This is a genomic window from Pseudomonas sp. GW822-FHT07A10, assembly GCF_058798795.1.
The window spans coordinates 152,593-167,934 of the sequence record NZ_JBXAKV010000002.1 but is presented as its reverse complement, the minus strand read 5'-3'; the positions used below and the strand labels follow the sequence as shown (position 1 = coordinate 167,934).

At 60.7% G+C, this 15,342-nt stretch carries 14 protein-coding genes; 8 read left to right on the top strand and 6 right to left on the bottom strand.

Going from position 1 to position 15,342, the window contains the following annotated elements; translation table 11 throughout:
- Nucleotides 1-107: 107 nt before the first annotated feature.
- Nucleotides 108-1,406 (bottom strand): MFS transporter, encoded by a 1,299-nt coding sequence (locus tag AC1RL4_RS04225; RefSeq protein WP_230175591.1) that lies wholly within the window; start codon nucleotides 1,404-1,406, stop codon nucleotides 108-110.
- 363 nt (nucleotides 1,407-1,769) lie between these two features.
- Here AC1RL4_RS04225 and AC1RL4_RS04220 point away from each other — a divergent pair, with 363 nt between their 5' ends.
- Together AC1RL4_RS04220 and AC1RL4_RS04215 are read left to right on the top strand one after the other, a co-directional pair.
- Entirely contained in the window at nucleotides 1,770-2,174 is a 405-nt protein-coding gene (locus AC1RL4_RS04220; protein ID WP_007896491.1) for an acyl-CoA thioesterase, read from the top strand.
- Nucleotides 2,175-2,247: 73 nt separating this feature from the next.
- A complete protein-coding gene (locus AC1RL4_RS04215) occupies nucleotides 2,248-3,147 on the top strand; it encodes a D-hexose-6-phosphate mutarotase (RefSeq protein WP_019580398.1) in 900 nt (299 codons plus the stop codon).
- A 47-nt stretch (nucleotides 3,148-3,194) separates the two neighbouring features.
- Here AC1RL4_RS04215 and AC1RL4_RS04210 read toward each other — a convergent pair whose 3' ends face one another.
- From AC1RL4_RS04210 to AC1RL4_RS04190, 5 genes are all read right to left on the bottom strand, one after another.
- On the bottom strand, nucleotides 3,195-3,731 hold the full coding sequence (locus AC1RL4_RS04210) for a DUF3299 domain-containing protein (protein WP_026331809.1): 537 nt from the start codon (nucleotides 3,729-3,731) through the stop codon (nucleotides 3,195-3,197).
- Between the two features lie 88 nt (nucleotides 3,732-3,819).
- On the bottom strand, nucleotides 3,820-4,065 hold the full coding sequence (locus tag AC1RL4_RS04205; RefSeq protein WP_028940111.1) for a GlsB/YeaQ/YmgE family stress response membrane protein: 246 nt from the start codon (nucleotides 4,063-4,065) through the stop codon (nucleotides 3,820-3,822).
- A gap of 106 nt (nucleotides 4,066-4,171) precedes the next feature.
- Entirely contained in the window at nucleotides 4,172-5,254 is a 1,083-nt protein-coding gene (locus AC1RL4_RS04200; protein WP_019580395.1) for a 5-(carboxyamino)imidazole ribonucleotide synthase, read from the bottom strand.
- Nucleotides 5,255-5,265: 11 nt separating this feature from the next.
- Nucleotides 5,266-5,757, bottom strand: coding sequence for a 5-(carboxyamino)imidazole ribonucleotide mutase (gene purE / locus AC1RL4_RS04195; protein ID WP_003196369.1), 492 nt, complete (start codon nucleotides 5,755-5,757; stop codon nucleotides 5,266-5,268).
- 297 nt (nucleotides 5,758-6,054) lie between these two features.
- Nucleotides 6,055-6,969: a LysR substrate-binding domain-containing protein gene (locus tag AC1RL4_RS04190; protein WP_019580394.1), complete on the bottom strand. Its 915-nt coding sequence runs from the start codon at nucleotides 6,967-6,969 to the stop codon at nucleotides 6,055-6,057.
- Between the two features lie 180 nt (nucleotides 6,970-7,149).
- Here AC1RL4_RS04190 and aspA point away from each other — a divergent pair, with 180 nt between their 5' ends.
- The 6 genes from aspA (at nucleotide 7,150) to AC1RL4_RS04160 (ending at nucleotide 15,282) form a co-directional block, all read left to right on the top strand.
- Entirely contained in the window at nucleotides 7,150-8,574 is a 1,425-nt protein-coding gene (aspA, locus tag AC1RL4_RS04185; protein WP_019580393.1) for an aspartate ammonia-lyase, read from the top strand.
- A 488-nt stretch (nucleotides 8,575-9,062) separates the two neighbouring features.
- On the top strand, nucleotides 9,063-10,514 hold the full coding sequence (locus AC1RL4_RS04180; protein ID WP_028940109.1) for an alanine/glycine:cation symporter family protein: 1,452 nt from the start codon (nucleotides 9,063-9,065) through the stop codon (nucleotides 10,512-10,514).
- A gap of 149 nt (nucleotides 10,515-10,663) precedes the next feature.
- Nucleotides 10,664-11,668 carry an asparaginase gene (locus AC1RL4_RS04175; protein WP_019580391.1) on the top strand — a complete coding sequence of 335 codons (1,005 nt, stop codon included), beginning with the start codon at nucleotides 10,664-10,666 and terminating at the stop codon, nucleotides 11,666-11,668.
- 212 nt (nucleotides 11,669-11,880) lie between these two features.
- The gene (locus AC1RL4_RS04170) at nucleotides 11,881-12,873 is read left to right on the top strand and encodes an AraC family transcriptional regulator (protein WP_096479346.1); all 993 of its coding nucleotides are present in this window, start codon (nucleotides 11,881-11,883) and stop codon (nucleotides 12,871-12,873) included.
- 264 nt (nucleotides 12,874-13,137) lie between these two features.
- A complete protein-coding gene (locus AC1RL4_RS04165) occupies nucleotides 13,138-14,169 on the top strand; it encodes a histone deacetylase family protein (RefSeq protein WP_230174600.1) in 1,032 nt (343 codons plus the stop codon).
- A gap of 12 nt (nucleotides 14,170-14,181) precedes the next feature.
- Entirely contained in the window at nucleotides 14,182-15,282 is a 1,101-nt protein-coding gene (locus AC1RL4_RS04160; RefSeq protein ID WP_019580389.1) for a polyamine ABC transporter substrate-binding protein, read from the top strand.
- The last annotated feature ends 60 nt before the right edge of the window (nucleotides 15,283-15,342 follow it).

Sequence of the window (15,342 nt, the reverse complement as noted above, 5' to 3'; positions counted from 1 at the left end):
CGCGGGCAAGTCGGATCGCCGCACCGCTCGCTCCTACAGGATCAGCGTCATTTCAAAACTGGCGCATGACCAAGGAGCGAGGCTTGCCCGCGAAGGCATCGGTCGGCTTAGCGACCTTTCTTCCAGAGGTAACCACCCACCACAATCCCGACGCCGCAGATAATCGCCACGTAATAGGCCGGCCCCATCGGGCTTTCCTTGAGCAGCAGGGTGACGACCATCGGGGTCAGGCCGCCGAAGATGGCGTAGGCCAGGTTGTAGGAGAACGACAGGCCGCTGAAGCGCACCACCGCCGGGAAGGCTTTGACCATCACATACGGCACTGCACCGATGGTGCCGACCAGCAAGCCGGTCAGGGCGTACATCGGGAACAGCCAGTCGGGATGATTGAACAGGCTGTGATAGAAGGTCCACGAGGTCAACAGCAGCAACGCGCTACCGAACACGAACACCCGCCCGGCGCCAAAACGGTCAGCCAGTGTACCGGAGGCCACACAGCCCAGGCTCAGGAACACGATGGCCAGGCTGTTGGCCTGCAACGCGGTAGTCGGCGGGAAGTGGTAAACAGTCTGCAATACAGTCGGCGTCATGAGGATGACCACGATGATCCCCGCGGACAGCAACCAGGTCAGCAGCATGGAAATCAGAATCGCCCCGCGATGGTCACGCAGCACAGCGCGCAGCGGCACTTCTTCGGCCAGGGCTTTACGCAATTGCAGTTCGGCAAACACCGGGGTTTCGTGCAGCCAGCGGCGCAGGTAGACCGAGAACAGGCCAAACACGCCGCCCAGCAGGAACGGGATCCGCCAGGCGTAATCCGCCACTTCCACCGGCGTATAGAGGCTGTTGATCGCGGTGGCGACCAACGAGCCCAAAAGAATGCCGGCAGTCAGGCCGCTGGTCAGCGTGCCGCAGGCATAACCGATGTGCCGCTGCGGCACGTGTTCGGAAACGAATACCCACGCCCCCGGCACTTCACCGCCAATCGCCGCGCCCTGAATCACCCGCATCAGCAGCAACAGGATCGGCGCCCACATACCTATCTGCGCATAAGTCGGCAGCAAGCCCATGATCAGGGTCGGCACCGCCATCATGAAAATGCTCAGGGTGAACATCTTCTTGCGTCCCAGCAGGTCACCGAAGTGCGCCATGACAATGCCGCCCAGCGGCCGGGCCAGATAACCTGCGGCGAAAATGCCGAACGTCTGCATCAGGCGCAGCCACTCGGGCATGTCGGCGGGGAAGAACAGTTTGCCGACCACTGTGGCGAAGAACACAAAGATGATGAAGTCGTAAAACTCCAGCGCGCCGCCCAAGGCAGACAGCGACAAGGTCTTATAGTCGTTACGGGTCAGCGGACGTGCGGGTTGGGCCGGCTGCGCGATGCTCGAGGGCGCTGTGGTCATGGCAAGGCTTCTCTTATAGTCGGATCTGCAACCTCAACAACGCTGGCGGAGGCTTGGGCAGGTTCGGCACGATAGCAAATTGTTCGAAAAAGCACATAGAGGTGCGTATTTGACGGTCGAAATGAGAACCGGACGGTCGTCTCGGAGTCTATCGACCGATATACTCACAACATTGCAACGGTTTGTAAGGGGTTGCTGTGCGAAACCGTCGTTGGCACCCGTCAGCCGATTTCGCAGAGTTTCCCTTTAGGCGCCTTACGAAAAACGTGACGAACGTAGTATGTTCGGGGCTGAATCGTTTTTCCAAGACGGCTACTCACCCGCTATACCTACGAAGAGTCACGGGTCAGAGGCACCCCCGGCATGATAGAGCTCGAACAAGAAGATCCAATCCCGCAAGGCGACCTGGCCCTGCAAATTACCGCGCTTCCGCGTGAAACCAACGGCTTTGGCGATATTTTCGGCGGCTGGTTGGTGGCGCAGATGGATTTGGCGGGCACCGCAATGGCCAGCAAGGTTGCCGGTGGTCGCGTGGCCACCGTTGCGATCGATCGCATGGCGTTTCTGGTGCCGGTGGCGGTGGGCGCTCAGCTCTCCTTCTATACCCAGGCCCTGGAAATCGGTCGCAGCTCGATTCAGATGATGGTTGAAGTCTGGAGCGACGATCCACTGTCCAGCGAGTGGCGTAAAGTCACCGAAGCCGTGTTTGTGTTCGTCGCCATCGACGGCAGCGGCCGCACTCGTTCGGTTCCGCCCAGAGCTCGTTAAACAAGGCGCTCGTTAAACGCGGTGACCGTTTTGCGGTCCATAGCAGTCATTGTTCCTGATTGAGAGTCGCCCCATGAGCACGCCCACCGTCGAAGCCGTGAAACTGGATGAACTGAACTGCTGGCGCATCCGCCACGGTCAGGCCGAATTGCTGGTGGCCCAGCAAGGCGCGCACATCCTCAGCTATCAATTGGCCGGCCAACCGCCGCTGATCTGGCTCAACGACGAGGCGGTGTTCAAGACCGGCAAAGCTATTCGTGCCGGTGTGCCGGTGTGCTGGCCGTGGTTCGGCAATCTGTCGCGCAACCCGCAGAGTGTCCAGGCCATGCGCATCAGCCAGGAGCCGCCGACCGCTCACGGGCTGGTGCGAGCGATGGACTGGGAACTGGGCAGCATCGAAACCGAGGGCGAAAGCCTGAAGGTGGAATTCGTCCTGCCCTACCCTGAAGGCGGCCTGCCAGGCTGGCCGCATCAGGTGGACTTGAAACTGAGCATTCGTCTGGATGAACAGTTGCATATCAGCCTGACGAGCGACAACAAGGGCGCTGAACCCGTCACGATCAGCCAGGCGCTGCACAGCTATTTCGCGGTCAGCGATGTGCGCAACGTGCACGTTGAAGGGCTGGATGGCTTGAGTTACATCGAGACGCTGGACGACTGGAAAACCGTCACGCAGACCGGTGATCTGCGTTTTACCGGTGAGACCGACCGCATCTATCTGAATACCCCACCGACATTGAGCATCGTTGACCCGCATTGGGAGCGACGCATTGAACTGACCAGCAGCGGTTCGCGCTCGGCGGTGATCTGGAACCCGTGGATCGACCGTGCGGCCGCGTTCAGCGACATGGCTGACGATGGCTGGCAGCGCATGTTGTGCATTGAAACGGCAAATGTGATGGATGATGTGGTGACGCTGGCGCCGGGGGCTAGCCATACCCTGGGCGTGAGCATCGCCAGCAAACCGCTTTAACACCACACAATAAATGTGGGAGCAGGCTTGCTCCCACATTTAAAAACCTACAAATCCGACTCCTTGACCACCCGCACCTGCGCCGCGTCCAGCGCATACGCCGCATCCGCCAGGTCGTTGGTGACCTTCTCGATCTTCAGCGTGCCAGTCACCCACAGCGGTGTGTAGATGTCATTCAGCTTCAGGCCTTTGGGATAACGCACCAGCACCAGTTGGTTAGGCGGCGGCGGTGGCACGTGGATACAAGCGCCCGGGTACGGCACGAGGAAGAACAATGTGCTGCGGCCCTTCGCATCGGATTCCAGCGGTACCGGATAACCGCCGATGCGGATGTGCTTGTCGTTCATCGACGGCACGGTCTTGGTCGAATACATCACCGCTGGCAAGCCCTTGCTCTGCTTCATGCCACCTTTTTGGGTAAAGGTGCCATTGGCTTCCGGTGAGTTGTGATCGATTTCGGGCATGGCCTCGAGGGCCTTCTGGTCCGATTTTGGCATCAGTTCGAGCCAGTCGGTTTCCGGCAGTTCGCCGGCATGGGCCAAACCACTGCCCAGGAAGAGAAGAGTCAACAGAAGACGGCGCATGAAGGTGCTCGGCAAAGGAAAGGACGGTGGAACGCCAAGCATTCTAGCCCTCTCCGGTGTTGGCGCAGAGAGGGCTTTGTCGCTTGAATCAGTTCTTTTTGATCAGGCCGTAGACCACCAGCAATATCACCGCGCCCACCAGCGCACCAATGAAGCCTGCGCCCTGACCGGCCTGGTAAATGCCCAGGGCCTGGCCGCCGTAAGTGGCCGCCAGCGAACCGCCGATACCGAGCAGGATGGTCATGATCCAGCCCATGCTGTCATCGCCCGGTTTCAGAAACCGAGCCAGCAGGCCGACGATCAAGCCGATAAAGATGGTTCCGATAATTCCCATGGCATTTCCCTCTGATTGAATTGGCTAAGCGAAAGCCTAGCCAGACTTTGGCATCCTGCCATCAGAGAACGGCGGCCACTGAAGGTTCCGCCGCTGCTACATGAAACTATTCGGCAATCAGCGCTTCGACCTTGAGGATCTGCGCGGCAAGCGTCGCCCGGTCAGCACAACGCAGGTTGGCGTGACCAACCTTGCGGCCGACCTTGAAGGCCTTGCCGTAGTGATGCAGATGGCAGTCGGCAATGGCCAGGACTTTCTCGGTGTCGGGTACTTTGCCGATGAAGTTGAGCATCGCACTCTCACCGACCTTGGCCGTCGAACCCAGCGGCAGACCGGCAACGGCCCGCAGGTGGTTTTCGAACTGACTGCACTCGGCACCTTCGGTGGTCCAGTGCCCGGAGTTGTGCACACGCGGGGCGATCTCGTTGGCCTTGAGGCCACCGTCGACTTCGAAGAACTCGAACGCCATCACGCCGACGTAATCCAGCTGCTTGAGTACCCGGCTGGAGTAGTCTTCAGCCAACGCTTGCAACGGGTGGTCGGTGCTGGCCACGGACAGCTTGAGGATGCCGCTGTCGTGGGTGTTGTGCACCAGCGGGTAGAACCTGGTTTCGCCATCGCGAGCGCGCACGGCGATCAGCGAGACTTCGCCAGTGAACGGCACGAAGCCTTCCAGCAAGCAGGCGACGCTGCCCAGTTCGGCGAAGGTGCCGACCACATCTTCAGGCTTGCGCAGGACTTTCTGACCCTTGCCGTCGTAGCCCAGGGTGCGGGTTTTCAGCACAGCCGGCAGGCCGATGGAGGCCACGGCGGCGTCCAGATCGGCTTGGGACTGGATGTCGGCGAACGCGGGAGTCGGAATTCCCAAGTCCTTGAACATGCTTTTCTCGAACCAGCGATCGCGGGCGATGCGCAGGGCTTCGGCGCTCGGGTACACCGGGACGAATTGCGACAGGAAGGCCACGGTTTCGGCCGGGACGCTTTCGAACTCGAAGGTCACCAGATCGACTTCATCGGCCAACTGACGCAGGTGATCCTGATCGCCGTAATCGGCCCGCAGGTGTTCGCCCAATGCGGCTGCGCAAGCATCCGGCGCCGGGTCCAGGAAAGCGAAGTTCATGCCCAGCGGAGTGCCCGCCAGCGCCAACATGCGACCCAACTGGCCGCCACCGATTACACCGATCTTCATCGTCAACAACCTCAGGCGATGCGTGGGTCTGGATTGTCCAGGACGCTGTCTGTCTGCTCAGCGCGGAATTTTTTCAGCACGGTATGAAACTGCGGATGCTTGGCGCCCAGGATGCTCGCCGAGAGCAGGGCTGCGTTGATCGCACCGGCCTTGCCGATGGCCAGGGTGGCGACCGGAATGCCAGCTGGCATCTGCACGATAGAAAGCAGCGAATCGACGCCCGAGAGCATCGACGACTGCACCGGCACGCCCAGCACCGGCAGGTGGGTCTTGGCTGCACACATGCCTGGCAGGTGGGCCGCGCCACCGGCACCGGCGATGATCACCTCGATGCCACGGGCCTCGGCCTCTTCGGCATACTGGAACAGCAGGTCCGGGGTGCGGTGGGCAGAGACCACTTTCACCTCGTAAGGGATGCCGAGCTTTTCCAGCATATCGGCGGTGTGGCTAAGGGTGGACCAATCGGACTTGGAGCCCATGATCACGCCAACCAGTGCGCTCATCGTCGTGCCTCTTCTCTCTGGGCGCCCGCGGGCGCGTCAAAAAACAACAAGCCACGCAAAATGCGTGGCTTGATTGTACGAATTATGGCCAGTCAAACCGGCCGAAGGCCGCGCAGTATACCTCAATGAAGCAGATAAACAGCCCCCCATACGACCATCTGTCATACGGCGCAAAGCGCCGGTTTTATTGACTTCAGGGTCAGCCTGAAATAGTTCATATCGACCTGAATCTGTAGGAGCCAGGCTTGCCGGCGAAGGCGATCTCGCGGACGCCTTCGCCGGCAAGCCTGGCTCCTACTAACCTGCCGGGTTTTGCGCTGTGCCGCCTTCCAGCTTGCGCCAGAGCAACCGAACATTCGCCTTGCGCACCAGCGCGCAGCGATACAGCCGAATCTCCAGCGGCACATGCCATTGCGGACCACCGCAGATGACCAACTCGCCGCGAGCCAATTCGGCGCGCGCGCTCAAGCGCGGCACCCAGGCGATGCCCAGGCCTTCCAGCGCCATGCTTTTCAGGCTGTCGGCCATGGCGGTCTCGTAAATAGTGGTGAACCTCAGGGCACGCTGGCGCAACAGCATGTTCACCGAGCGCCCGAGAAATGCCCCGGCGCTGTAGGCCAGCAAAGGCACGCTGGTCTCGCCTTCCAGGTCGAACAACGGTTTGCCGTGAGCGTCCGCGGCGCACACCGGGAGCATTTCAGTGTCCCCCAGATGCAGTGACGGGAAAATTTCCGGGTCCATTTGCATCGCGGAATCCGGATCATAGAACGCCAGCATCAGATCACACCCGCCTTCACGCAGCGCATGCACCGCATCGCCGACGTTGGTGGCCACCAGCCGCGTGGCAATGTTCAGCCCTTCGTTGCGCAATTGTGCGATCCAGCGCGGAAAGAAGCCCAGTGCCAGGGAGTGGGCGGCGGAGACCTGGATCACCTCGCCCTGCCCGCCTTCCAGGTGATGAAGATGACGTAACACTTCACCCAGCTGTTCGACCACGGTTCGCGCGGTCACGAGAAACAACTGCCCCGCCGCCGTCAGCTCGACCGGGGTGCGAGAGCGATTGACCAAGGTCAGCCCCAGCGCGGCTTCGAGGCTGCGGATCCGCCGACTGAAGGCTGGCTGAGTCACGAAGCGTCTTTCGGCCGCCTGGGAGAAGCTGCGGGTGGCAGCCAGAGCACTAAAGTCCTCCAGCCATTTGCTTTCCAGATTCATCACGCCCTCCCGGACATGCACCAATTTAGGTCACACGTTCGCCACGTACGCGGCGTCACACCGACATTATGCCGAATGTGCATAGCCCAGTGTTTAACAGCATTGGCCCAAAATTCTTCACAAGCCTAGCATTTGCGCTGTTCCGGCACAGACCGGGTCCATATCGAGATGATTTCTATCATGTCCTCCGCTGCATCTTTCCGCACAGAAAAAGACCTGCTTGGCGTACTCGAAGTACCTGCTCAAGCGTATTACGGCATCCAGACCCTGCGAGCGGTGAACAACTTCCGTCTCTCCGGCGTTCCGATTTCGCATTACCCAAAACTGGTTGTTGGTCTGGCGATGGTCAAACAGGCCGCCGCTGACGCCAACCGCGAGCTGGGTCACCTGAGCGAAGCCAAGCACGCTGCCATCAGCGAAGCCTGTGCCCGATTGATCCGCGGCGATTTCCACGAAGAGTTCGTGGTAGACATGATTCAAGGCGGCGCCGGCACTTCAACCAACATGAATGCCAACGAAGTCATCGCCAACATCGCGCTGGAGGCCATGGGCCACAGCAAGGGCGAATACCAGTACCTGCACCCGAACAACGACGTGAACATGGCGCAGTCGACCAACGACGCCTACCCGACGGCCATCCGCCTGGGTCTGCTGTTGGGTCACGACGCGCTGCTGGCCAGCCTCGACAGCCTGATCCAGGCGTTCGCCGCCAAAGGTGAAGAATTCAGCCACGTTCTGAAGATGGGCCGTACCCAGCTGCAAGACGCCGTGCCGATGACCCTCGGCCAGGAATTCCGCGCCTTCGCCACCACCCTGAGCGAAGACCTGGCGCGCCTGAAAACCCTGGCGCCTGAACTGCTGACCGAAGTGAACCTGGGCGGCACCGCGATTGGTACCGGTATCAACGCCGACCCGCGTTACCAGGCCCTGGCCGTTCAGCGTCTGGCCCTGATCAGCGGTCAACCGCTGGTGCCAGCCGCCGACCTGATCGAAGCCACCTCCGACATGGGCGCCTTCGTGCTGTTCTCCGGCATGCTCAAGCGCACCGCGGTCAAGCTGTCGAAGATCTGCAACGACCTGCGTCTGCTGTCCAGCGGCCCACGCACCGGCATCAACGAAATCAACCTGCCGGCGCGTCAGCCAGGCAGCTCGATCATGCCAGGCAAGGTCAACCCGGTTATCCCTGAAGCCGTGAACCAGGTGGCGTTCCAGATCATCGGCAACGACCTGGCCCTGACCATCGCGGCCGAAGGCGGCCAGCTGCAGCTGAACGTGATGGAGCCGCTGATCGCCTTCAAGATCTTCGACTCGATCCGCCTGCTGCAACGCGCCATGGACATGCTGCGCGAACACTGCATCGTCGGCATCACCGCCAACGAAGAGCGCTGCCGTGAACTGGTCGAACACTCGATTGGCCTGGTCACCGCGCTGAACCCGTACATCGGCTATGAAAACGCCACCCGCATTGCCCGTGTTGCCCTCGAAAGCGGCCGCGGCGTGCTGGAACTGGTGCGCGAGGAACGCTTGCTCGACGAAGAAATGCTCGCCGACATCCTGCGCCCGGAAAACATGATTGCTCCGCGTCTGGTGCCTTTGAAGGCTTAACCAAACGCAGGCTCTTTTGAAGAGCACGCTCACCAGGTCGAGGGACTAGACACCTCTCACCTTTTGAGGGCTTGGGGATTTACTCCCTCAAGCCCTTTTTTTTCAACACTTTTGCGGATTTTACGAACATGTTGAATGTTTTCAGTACCGCAAAGATCGCAGCCTTCGGCAGCTCCTACCGGGTTTGACAGAGACCCGTAGAGGCTGCCGAAGGCTGCGATTTTTTGATTTTGCAGCGCTTTCGTTTCGTCGCTTGCACCACAACTGTGCAGACGGACGGCACTCTCCTATGTATAGTGCCGGCCCTCTTCGCGTGAGCGGTCGTCGATAACGAGACCCAAACCCATGCGAACCCGAACTAATAACAACCCGCGAAATGGAACAGGGACGAACCTTCGACCCACCAGTTGTGCCACGCACACTCCGGTGTAACGCGATGTGTCGACCACCCAGTATTCGCACACACAAAAAATAGCGAGGAATAATCCATGCTCGAAGTCATCAACGACTTCCTCTCAGGGAAAGTACTGATCGCGCTCATTGTCGGGCTCGGTAGCTACTTCACGATCCGCTCGCGTTTCGTCCAATTGCGCCACTTCTTCCATATGTTCGCGGTGTTCCGCGACAGCCTGCGCAGCAGCGCCGGTCAACTCAGCTCGTTCCAGGCCCTGATGCTCAGCCTTGCCGGCCGTGTCGGTGCGGGCAACATCGCGGGTGTCGGTATCGCCGTGACCCTCGGTGGCCCCGGTGCGGTGTTCTGGATGTGGGTGACTGCGCTGGTCGGCATGTCCAGCAGCTTCTTCGAATGCTCCCTCGGCCAGCTCTACAAGCGCTGCGACTCCGAAGGCCAGTTCCGAGGCGGTCCGTCCTACTACATCCAGCACGGCCTGCAGAAACGCTGGCTGGGCATGGTTATGGCCGTGCTGCTGCTGGTGACCTTCGGCTTCGCCTTCAACGGTCTGCAATCCCACGCCGTTACCCACTCGCTGAATAGCGCCTTCGGCCTCGACACCACTTACACCGGGCTGGCCCTGGCGGTATTGCTGGGTCTGGTGTTCATCGGCGGTATCAAGCGGATCGCCAAGGTCGCTGACCTGCTGGTACCGGTGAAAACCCTGGTGTACATCGGCGTGACCATCTACGTGATCGTGCTGCAGTTCGACCACGTTCCAGGGATGTTGATGACCATCGTCAAAAGCGCCTTCGGTCTGGACCAGGCGTTCGGCGGCCTGATCGGCAGCGCTATCGTCATGGGCGTGAAGCGTGGCGTGTTCGCCAACGAAGCAGGCCTGGGCAGTGCGCCGAACGTGGCCGCCGTGGCCGCGGTCGAGCACCCGGTCGCACAAGGCGTGGTTCAGGCGTTCAGCGTGTTCCTCGACACCTTCGTTATCTGCACCTGCACCGCGTTGCTGATCCTGCTGTCGGGCTTCTACACCCCGGGCTTTGAAGGCGACGGCATTGCCCTGACCCAGAACTCCCTGGCCGCCGTGGTCGGTGACTGGGGCCGGATGTTCATCTCCGTGGCCCTGGCATTGTTCGTGTTCACCTCGATCCTCTACAACTACTACCTGGGCGAGAACAGCCTGCGCTTCCTGGTCGGTGAAAACCGCAAGGCGCTGATGGGCTACCGCGCGCTGGTACTGGCGTTGATCTTCTGGGGTGCCATCGAGAACCTGGGCACGGTGTTCGCATTCGCCGACATCACCATGACCCTGCTGGCCTTCGTGAACCTGATCGCGCTGTTCCTGCTGTTCAAGGTCGGCATGCGGATCCTGCGTGACTACGATGACCAGCGTGCCGCCGGCATCAAGACCCCAGTGTTCGATTCGAGCAAGTTCGCGGATCTGGACCTGGACCTGAAAGCCTGGCCGGCCAATCCGCCAGCCGTCACCTCTCAGCCACAGGCCCAGCCTGCAGGCGTGACCGCAGCGCAACGCTGATCGGTAAAAAACCGGGCGCATCCCCTGCGCCCGGCGTGACACAACGTATGACCGGCGTCATGCTCGGTCGTACGTTGTTTTGGTGTCGAGCCTGAAGTCCAATCGCTAGCAGGCTCGCTCCCACAAGTCATCGTTTTCGGAGAACCTCCATGAATTCCTCGACCTACCCTGCCGCGCAGCACGTCATGGTGCTCTACACCGGTGGCACCATCGGCATGCAAGCCAGTGCCCACGGCTTGGCCCCGGCGTCCGGTTTCGAAGCGCGGATGCGCGACTACCTGCACAGCCAGCCTGAGTTGGTGGTGCCGCAGTGGCGCTTTCGCGAGATGTCGCCACTGATCGATAGCGCCAACATGACCCCTGCGTACTGGCAGCAACTGCGTGAAGCGGTGGTCGACGCCGTTGATGTCCAGGGATGCGACAGCGTGCTGATCCTGCATGGCACCGACACCCTGGCCTACAGCGCCGCGGCCATGAGCTTTCAGTTACTCGGCCTGAACGCCCGCGTGTGTTTCACCGGCTCGATGCTGCCAGCCGGCGTGACCGACAGTGATGCCTGGGAAAACATCAGTGGTGCACTGGTTGCCCTTGGTCAAGGCCTGGCGCCGGGTGTTCATCTGTACTTCCACGGTGAACTGCTCGACCCGACCCGCTGCGCCAAGGTTCGCAGTTTCGGTCGTCATCCGTTCAAGCGACTGGAGCGTCAGGGCGGCGGCGTGAAAGCTTCCTCGATACCTGCCCAACTGAACTACAACCAGCCAAGGCAACTGGCGAAGGTCGCGGTGTTGCCGTTGTTCCCCGGCATCGGCGCCGAGCAACTGGATGGCCTGCTCAACAGCGGTATTCAGGGTCTGGTGCTGGAATGTTATGGCAGCGGTACCGGACCAAGCGACAACCCCGGGTTTATCGCCAGCCTGGAACGGGCACGAGACAACGGCGTGGTAGTGGTTGCGGTCACCCAATGTCATGAGGGTGGCGTGAAGCTCGACGTGTATGAGGCGGGCAGCCGCTTGCGCGATGCCGGCCTGTTGTCCGGTGGCGGCATGACTCGCGAGGCGGCGCTCGGCAAGTTGCATGGGCTGCTCGGTGCAGGGCTTGAAACCACTGAAGTTCGGCGACTGGTCGAACTTGACCTGTGTGGCGAACTGAGCTGACACAACACATAACCTTGTGGGAGCGGGCTGTGGCGAGGGGGCTTGCCCCCGTTTGAGTGCGTAGCACTCACAAGATCTTTGGTACATCAGAGATTTTGGGGCAGCTTCGCAGCCCAACGGGGGCAAGCCCCCTCGCCACGGACCGCTCCCACAAGATCGTTGTTGGGCACATAACTTGCTCCCGTTCCAGCATCTCGACGCTGGAAGACTCCATGCTCCACTCCCACCTCACCACCCTCAACGCCGTCTCCCTGGTGCTCAACACCTTCAAGGCCGAAGGCCTGTCCAGCGAGGCGTTGTTGGCCGGCAGCGGCATCAGCGCGGCTGATCTGAGCCGGGCGGACACGCGCATCACTACCAATCAGGAGATGCTGGTGTGCGCCAACGCCGTCGCGCTGCGCCGCGATATCGGTCTGGAGTTGGGCCGGCGGATGCACGTTTCGTCCTATGGCATGCTCGGGTACGCCTTACTCACCAGCGCCACTTTAGGTGACGCCTTGCAGTTGGCGCTGCACTACCCGGCGCTATTGGGAACACTGTTCGAGTTGAGCCTGGAGGAGGATGGCGAGCGCATCTGGCTCACCGCGGGCGACTATCGGGAAAACCCCGCGCTGGCACCGTTCAATGTCGAGTTTTGCCTGGTCTCGATGAAGGTCACCTGTGAAGACCTGCTCGGCCACCCCCTGCCTTTGCTTGGCGCTCGCTTCGATTACCCGGCACCGGACTATCAGGCGCGCTACAGCGAGCGTTTCGACTGTCCGTTGCAGTTTGATGCAGCATCCAACGGATTTGCCTTCGACAAGCGCTGGCTCGAACACCCCCTGCCGCTGGCCGACGCCATCACCCACCAAGCCATGGCCGAACGCTGCCGCAAGCAAAACACCGAGTTCACCGGGCGTCAGGCCTGGCTCGGGCGCATCCGCCAATTGCTCGCCGCACAACTGAGCGCGGCACCCGGTCTGGACGGGTTGGCCGAACAGTTGAACTGCTCGTCGCGCACCCTGCGCCGCCATCTGAAGGATCTGGGATGCAGCTATCAGGAACTGCTCGATGAACTGCGATTCGAACAGGCCAAACGCATGCTCTGCGAGGATCAACTGCCGATCTATCAAATCGCCGAAGCACTGGGCTTCAGCGAGACCGCGAGCTTCCGGCATGCGTTTGTGCGCTGGAGTGGCGTGGCGCCGAGTCAGTTCCGCCCTTGAGCCGCCCCTGTGGCGAGGGAGCTTGCTCCCGTTGGTCTGCGCAGCAGACCCAAACCGAACACCGCATTCCTCCCTTCAGATAGCAGTTGCCGGGTAACGACTGCTGCGCAGCCGAGCGGGAGCAAGCTCCCTCGCCACAGGGGGGGCGAATTTCGGTCAAATGTTTTGGCCACATAGATCCCCTTTTGGCCTTTCCTGCCGTTCTCCCAAACGTCGCCTGCCGCAAGACTGTGTTCAAACCGAATCAGCCTGCGGAGAACAACAATGCTGACGATCTACTCGGACGATCACCACCTGCATCACGGCCGTTGTGAATTGATGGACGGGCAATTGATGCCCTGCTTCGAAATGCCTTCACGGGCCGATCACGTATTGCAACGGGTCAAGGACCAGAACCTCGGCCCGGTTGAAGTGCCGAAAGACTTTGGCCTTGATCCGATCGCGCGCATCCACAGCCGCGATTACCTCGACTTCTTCAAAGGCGCCTGGGCGCGCTGGACTGCATTCAATACCGACGGCGACTTGCTGCCCTACACCTGGCCGGCCCGCACCTTGCGCCGAATCATGCCCACCAGCCTGCACGGCCAGCTCGGCTATTACAGCTTCGACGGCGGCGCACCGATTACCGCCGGCACCTGGCAAGCAGCGTACAGCGCGGCGCAAGTTGCCCTCACGGCCCAAGCGGCGATCCAGCGCGGCGCCCGCAGTGCCTTCGCCCTGTGCCGTCCACCGGGACACCATGCCGCCAGCGATTTGATGGGCGGCTATTGCTACCTCAACAATGCTGCCATCGCCGCTCAAGCGTTCCTCGATCAGGGCCACAAAAAGGTCGCGATCCTCGATGTCGATTACCACCACGGCAACGGCACTCAATCGATTTTCTACGCACGCAACGACGTACTGTTCACCTCGATCCACGGTCATCCAGAAGCCGAGTTTCCGTTCTTCCTCGGCTACGAAGACGAACGCGGTGAAGGCGCAGGCGAAGGGTTCAACTTCAACTACCCGTTGCCCGCCGGCAGTGCTTGGGACCGTTGGAGCGCCGCGCTGGAACAAGCCTGCAAAGAGATCGAAACGTACGGCGCCGACATCGTTGTCGTGTCCCTGGGCGTCGATACGTTCAAGGACGACCCCATCTCCCAATTCAAACTCGACAGCCCGGATTACCTGGCGATGGGTACCCGCATCGCGGGCCTTGGCAAGCCGACGCTGTTCGTGATGGAAGGCGGTTACGCGGTAGAAGAAATCGGCATCAACGCCGTGAACGTTCTCGAAGGTTTTGAAAGCGCCCAATGAGGAATTAGAAGAATGAACAGACTCAAGCGTCTTATCGCTCCAGCGCTCTGCGCCACACTGCTCAGTGGCGCCGTCCATGCTGAAGAACGTACTTTGCGGGTCTACAACTGGTTCGACTACATCACCCCCAAAGCCCTGGACGATTTCAAGGCTCAGAACACCCAGACCAAACTGGTCTACGACATCTTCGACACCAACGAAGCGCTGGAAGCCAAGCTACTGACCGGCAACTCTGGCTACGACGTGGTGGTGCCGTCCAACGTGTTCCTCGCCAAGCAGATCGAAGCCGGCGTATTCCAGCCAGTGGACCGCAGCAAACTGCCGAACTGGAACCACCTCGACCCCAAGCTGATGAAGCTGATCGAAGCCAACGACCCGGGTAACAAATTTGCCGTGCCGTACATGTACGGCACCATCCTGATTGGCTTCAACCCGGCCAAGGTCAAGGCTGCGCTGGGCGACAACGCACCGGTGAACAGCTGGGACCTGATCTTCAAGGAAGAGAACATCAGCAAGCTCAAGCAGTGCGGCGTGGCCCTGCTCGACTCACCTTCGGAGATCCTGCCGCTGGCCCTGCAACACCTCGGCCTGGACCCCAACAGCAAGAAGCCGGCGGACTACGCCAAGGCTGAAGCGTTGCTGATGAAGATCCGGCCATACATCACCTACTTCCATTCATCCAAGTACATGGCCGACATCGCCAACGGTGACATCTGCGTCGCAGTCGGGTATTCCGGCAGCTTCTCCCAGGCCGCCAACCGCGCCAAGGAAGCCAAGAACGGTGTGATCGTCGACATGCGCCTGCCCAAGGAAGGCGCGCCGATCTGGTTCGACATGCTCGCGATCCCCAAAGGCGCGAAAAACCCGGAAGACGCCTACACCTTCATCAACTACCTGCTGCAACCCCAGGTCATCGCACCGGTCAGCGACTTCGTCGGCTACCCGAACCCGAACAAGGACGCCACGGAAATGGTCGACCCGGCGATTCGCAACAACCCGAACCTGTACCCGACCGAAGCGGCGATGAGCACGCTTTACACCCTGCAACCCTTGCCTCGCGATGCTGAACGGGCGCGGACCCGGGCCTGGACCAAGATCAAATCCGGGACCTGAAACACCCGGTGAATCAAAGACCCGCGCCATCGCGGGTCTTTTTTGGTCAACGGCTAATAG

Coding starts and splice junctions, on each gene's coding strand:
- AC1RL4_RS04190 (WP_019580394.1), bottom strand. CDS start 6,969: ATGAATCTGGAAAGCAAATGGCTGGAGGACTTTAGTGCTCTGGCTGCC.
- AC1RL4_RS04165 (WP_230174600.1), top strand. CDS start 13,138: ATGCTGACGATCTACTCGGACGATCACCACCTGCATCACGGCCGTTGT.
- AC1RL4_RS04215 (WP_019580398.1), top strand. CDS start 2,248: ATGAGCACGCCCACCGTCGAAGCCGTGAAACTGGATGAACTGAACTGC.
- purE (WP_003196369.1), bottom strand. CDS start 5,757: ATGAGCGCACTGGTTGGCGTGATCATGGGCTCCAAGTCCGATTGGTCC.
- AC1RL4_RS04225 (WP_230175591.1), bottom strand. CDS start 1,406: ATGACCACAGCGCCCTCGAGCATCGCGCAGCCGGCCCAACCCGCACGT.
- AC1RL4_RS04220 (WP_007896491.1), top strand. CDS start 1,770: ATGATAGAGCTCGAACAAGAAGATCCAATCCCGCAAGGCGACCTGGCC.
- AC1RL4_RS04200 (WP_019580395.1), bottom strand. CDS start 5,254: ATGAAGATCGGTGTAATCGGTGGCGGCCAGTTGGGTCGCATGTTGGCG.
- aspA (WP_019580393.1), top strand. CDS start 7,150: ATGTCCTCCGCTGCATCTTTCCGCACAGAAAAAGACCTGCTTGGCGTA.
- AC1RL4_RS04160 (WP_019580389.1), top strand. CDS start 14,182: ATGAACAGACTCAAGCGTCTTATCGCTCCAGCGCTCTGCGCCACACTG.
- AC1RL4_RS04175 (WP_019580391.1), top strand. CDS start 10,664: ATGAATTCCTCGACCTACCCTGCCGCGCAGCACGTCATGGTGCTCTAC.
- AC1RL4_RS04170 (WP_096479346.1), top strand. CDS start 11,881: ATGCTCCACTCCCACCTCACCACCCTCAACGCCGTCTCCCTGGTGCTC.
- AC1RL4_RS04210 (WP_026331809.1), bottom strand. CDS start 3,731: ATGCGCCGTCTTCTGTTGACTCTTCTCTTCCTGGGCAGTGGTTTGGCC.
- AC1RL4_RS04205 (WP_028940111.1), bottom strand. CDS start 4,065: ATGGGAATTATCGGAACCATCTTTATCGGCTTGATCGTCGGCCTGCTG.
- AC1RL4_RS04180 (WP_028940109.1), top strand. CDS start 9,063: ATGCTCGAAGTCATCAACGACTTCCTCTCAGGGAAAGTACTGATCGCG.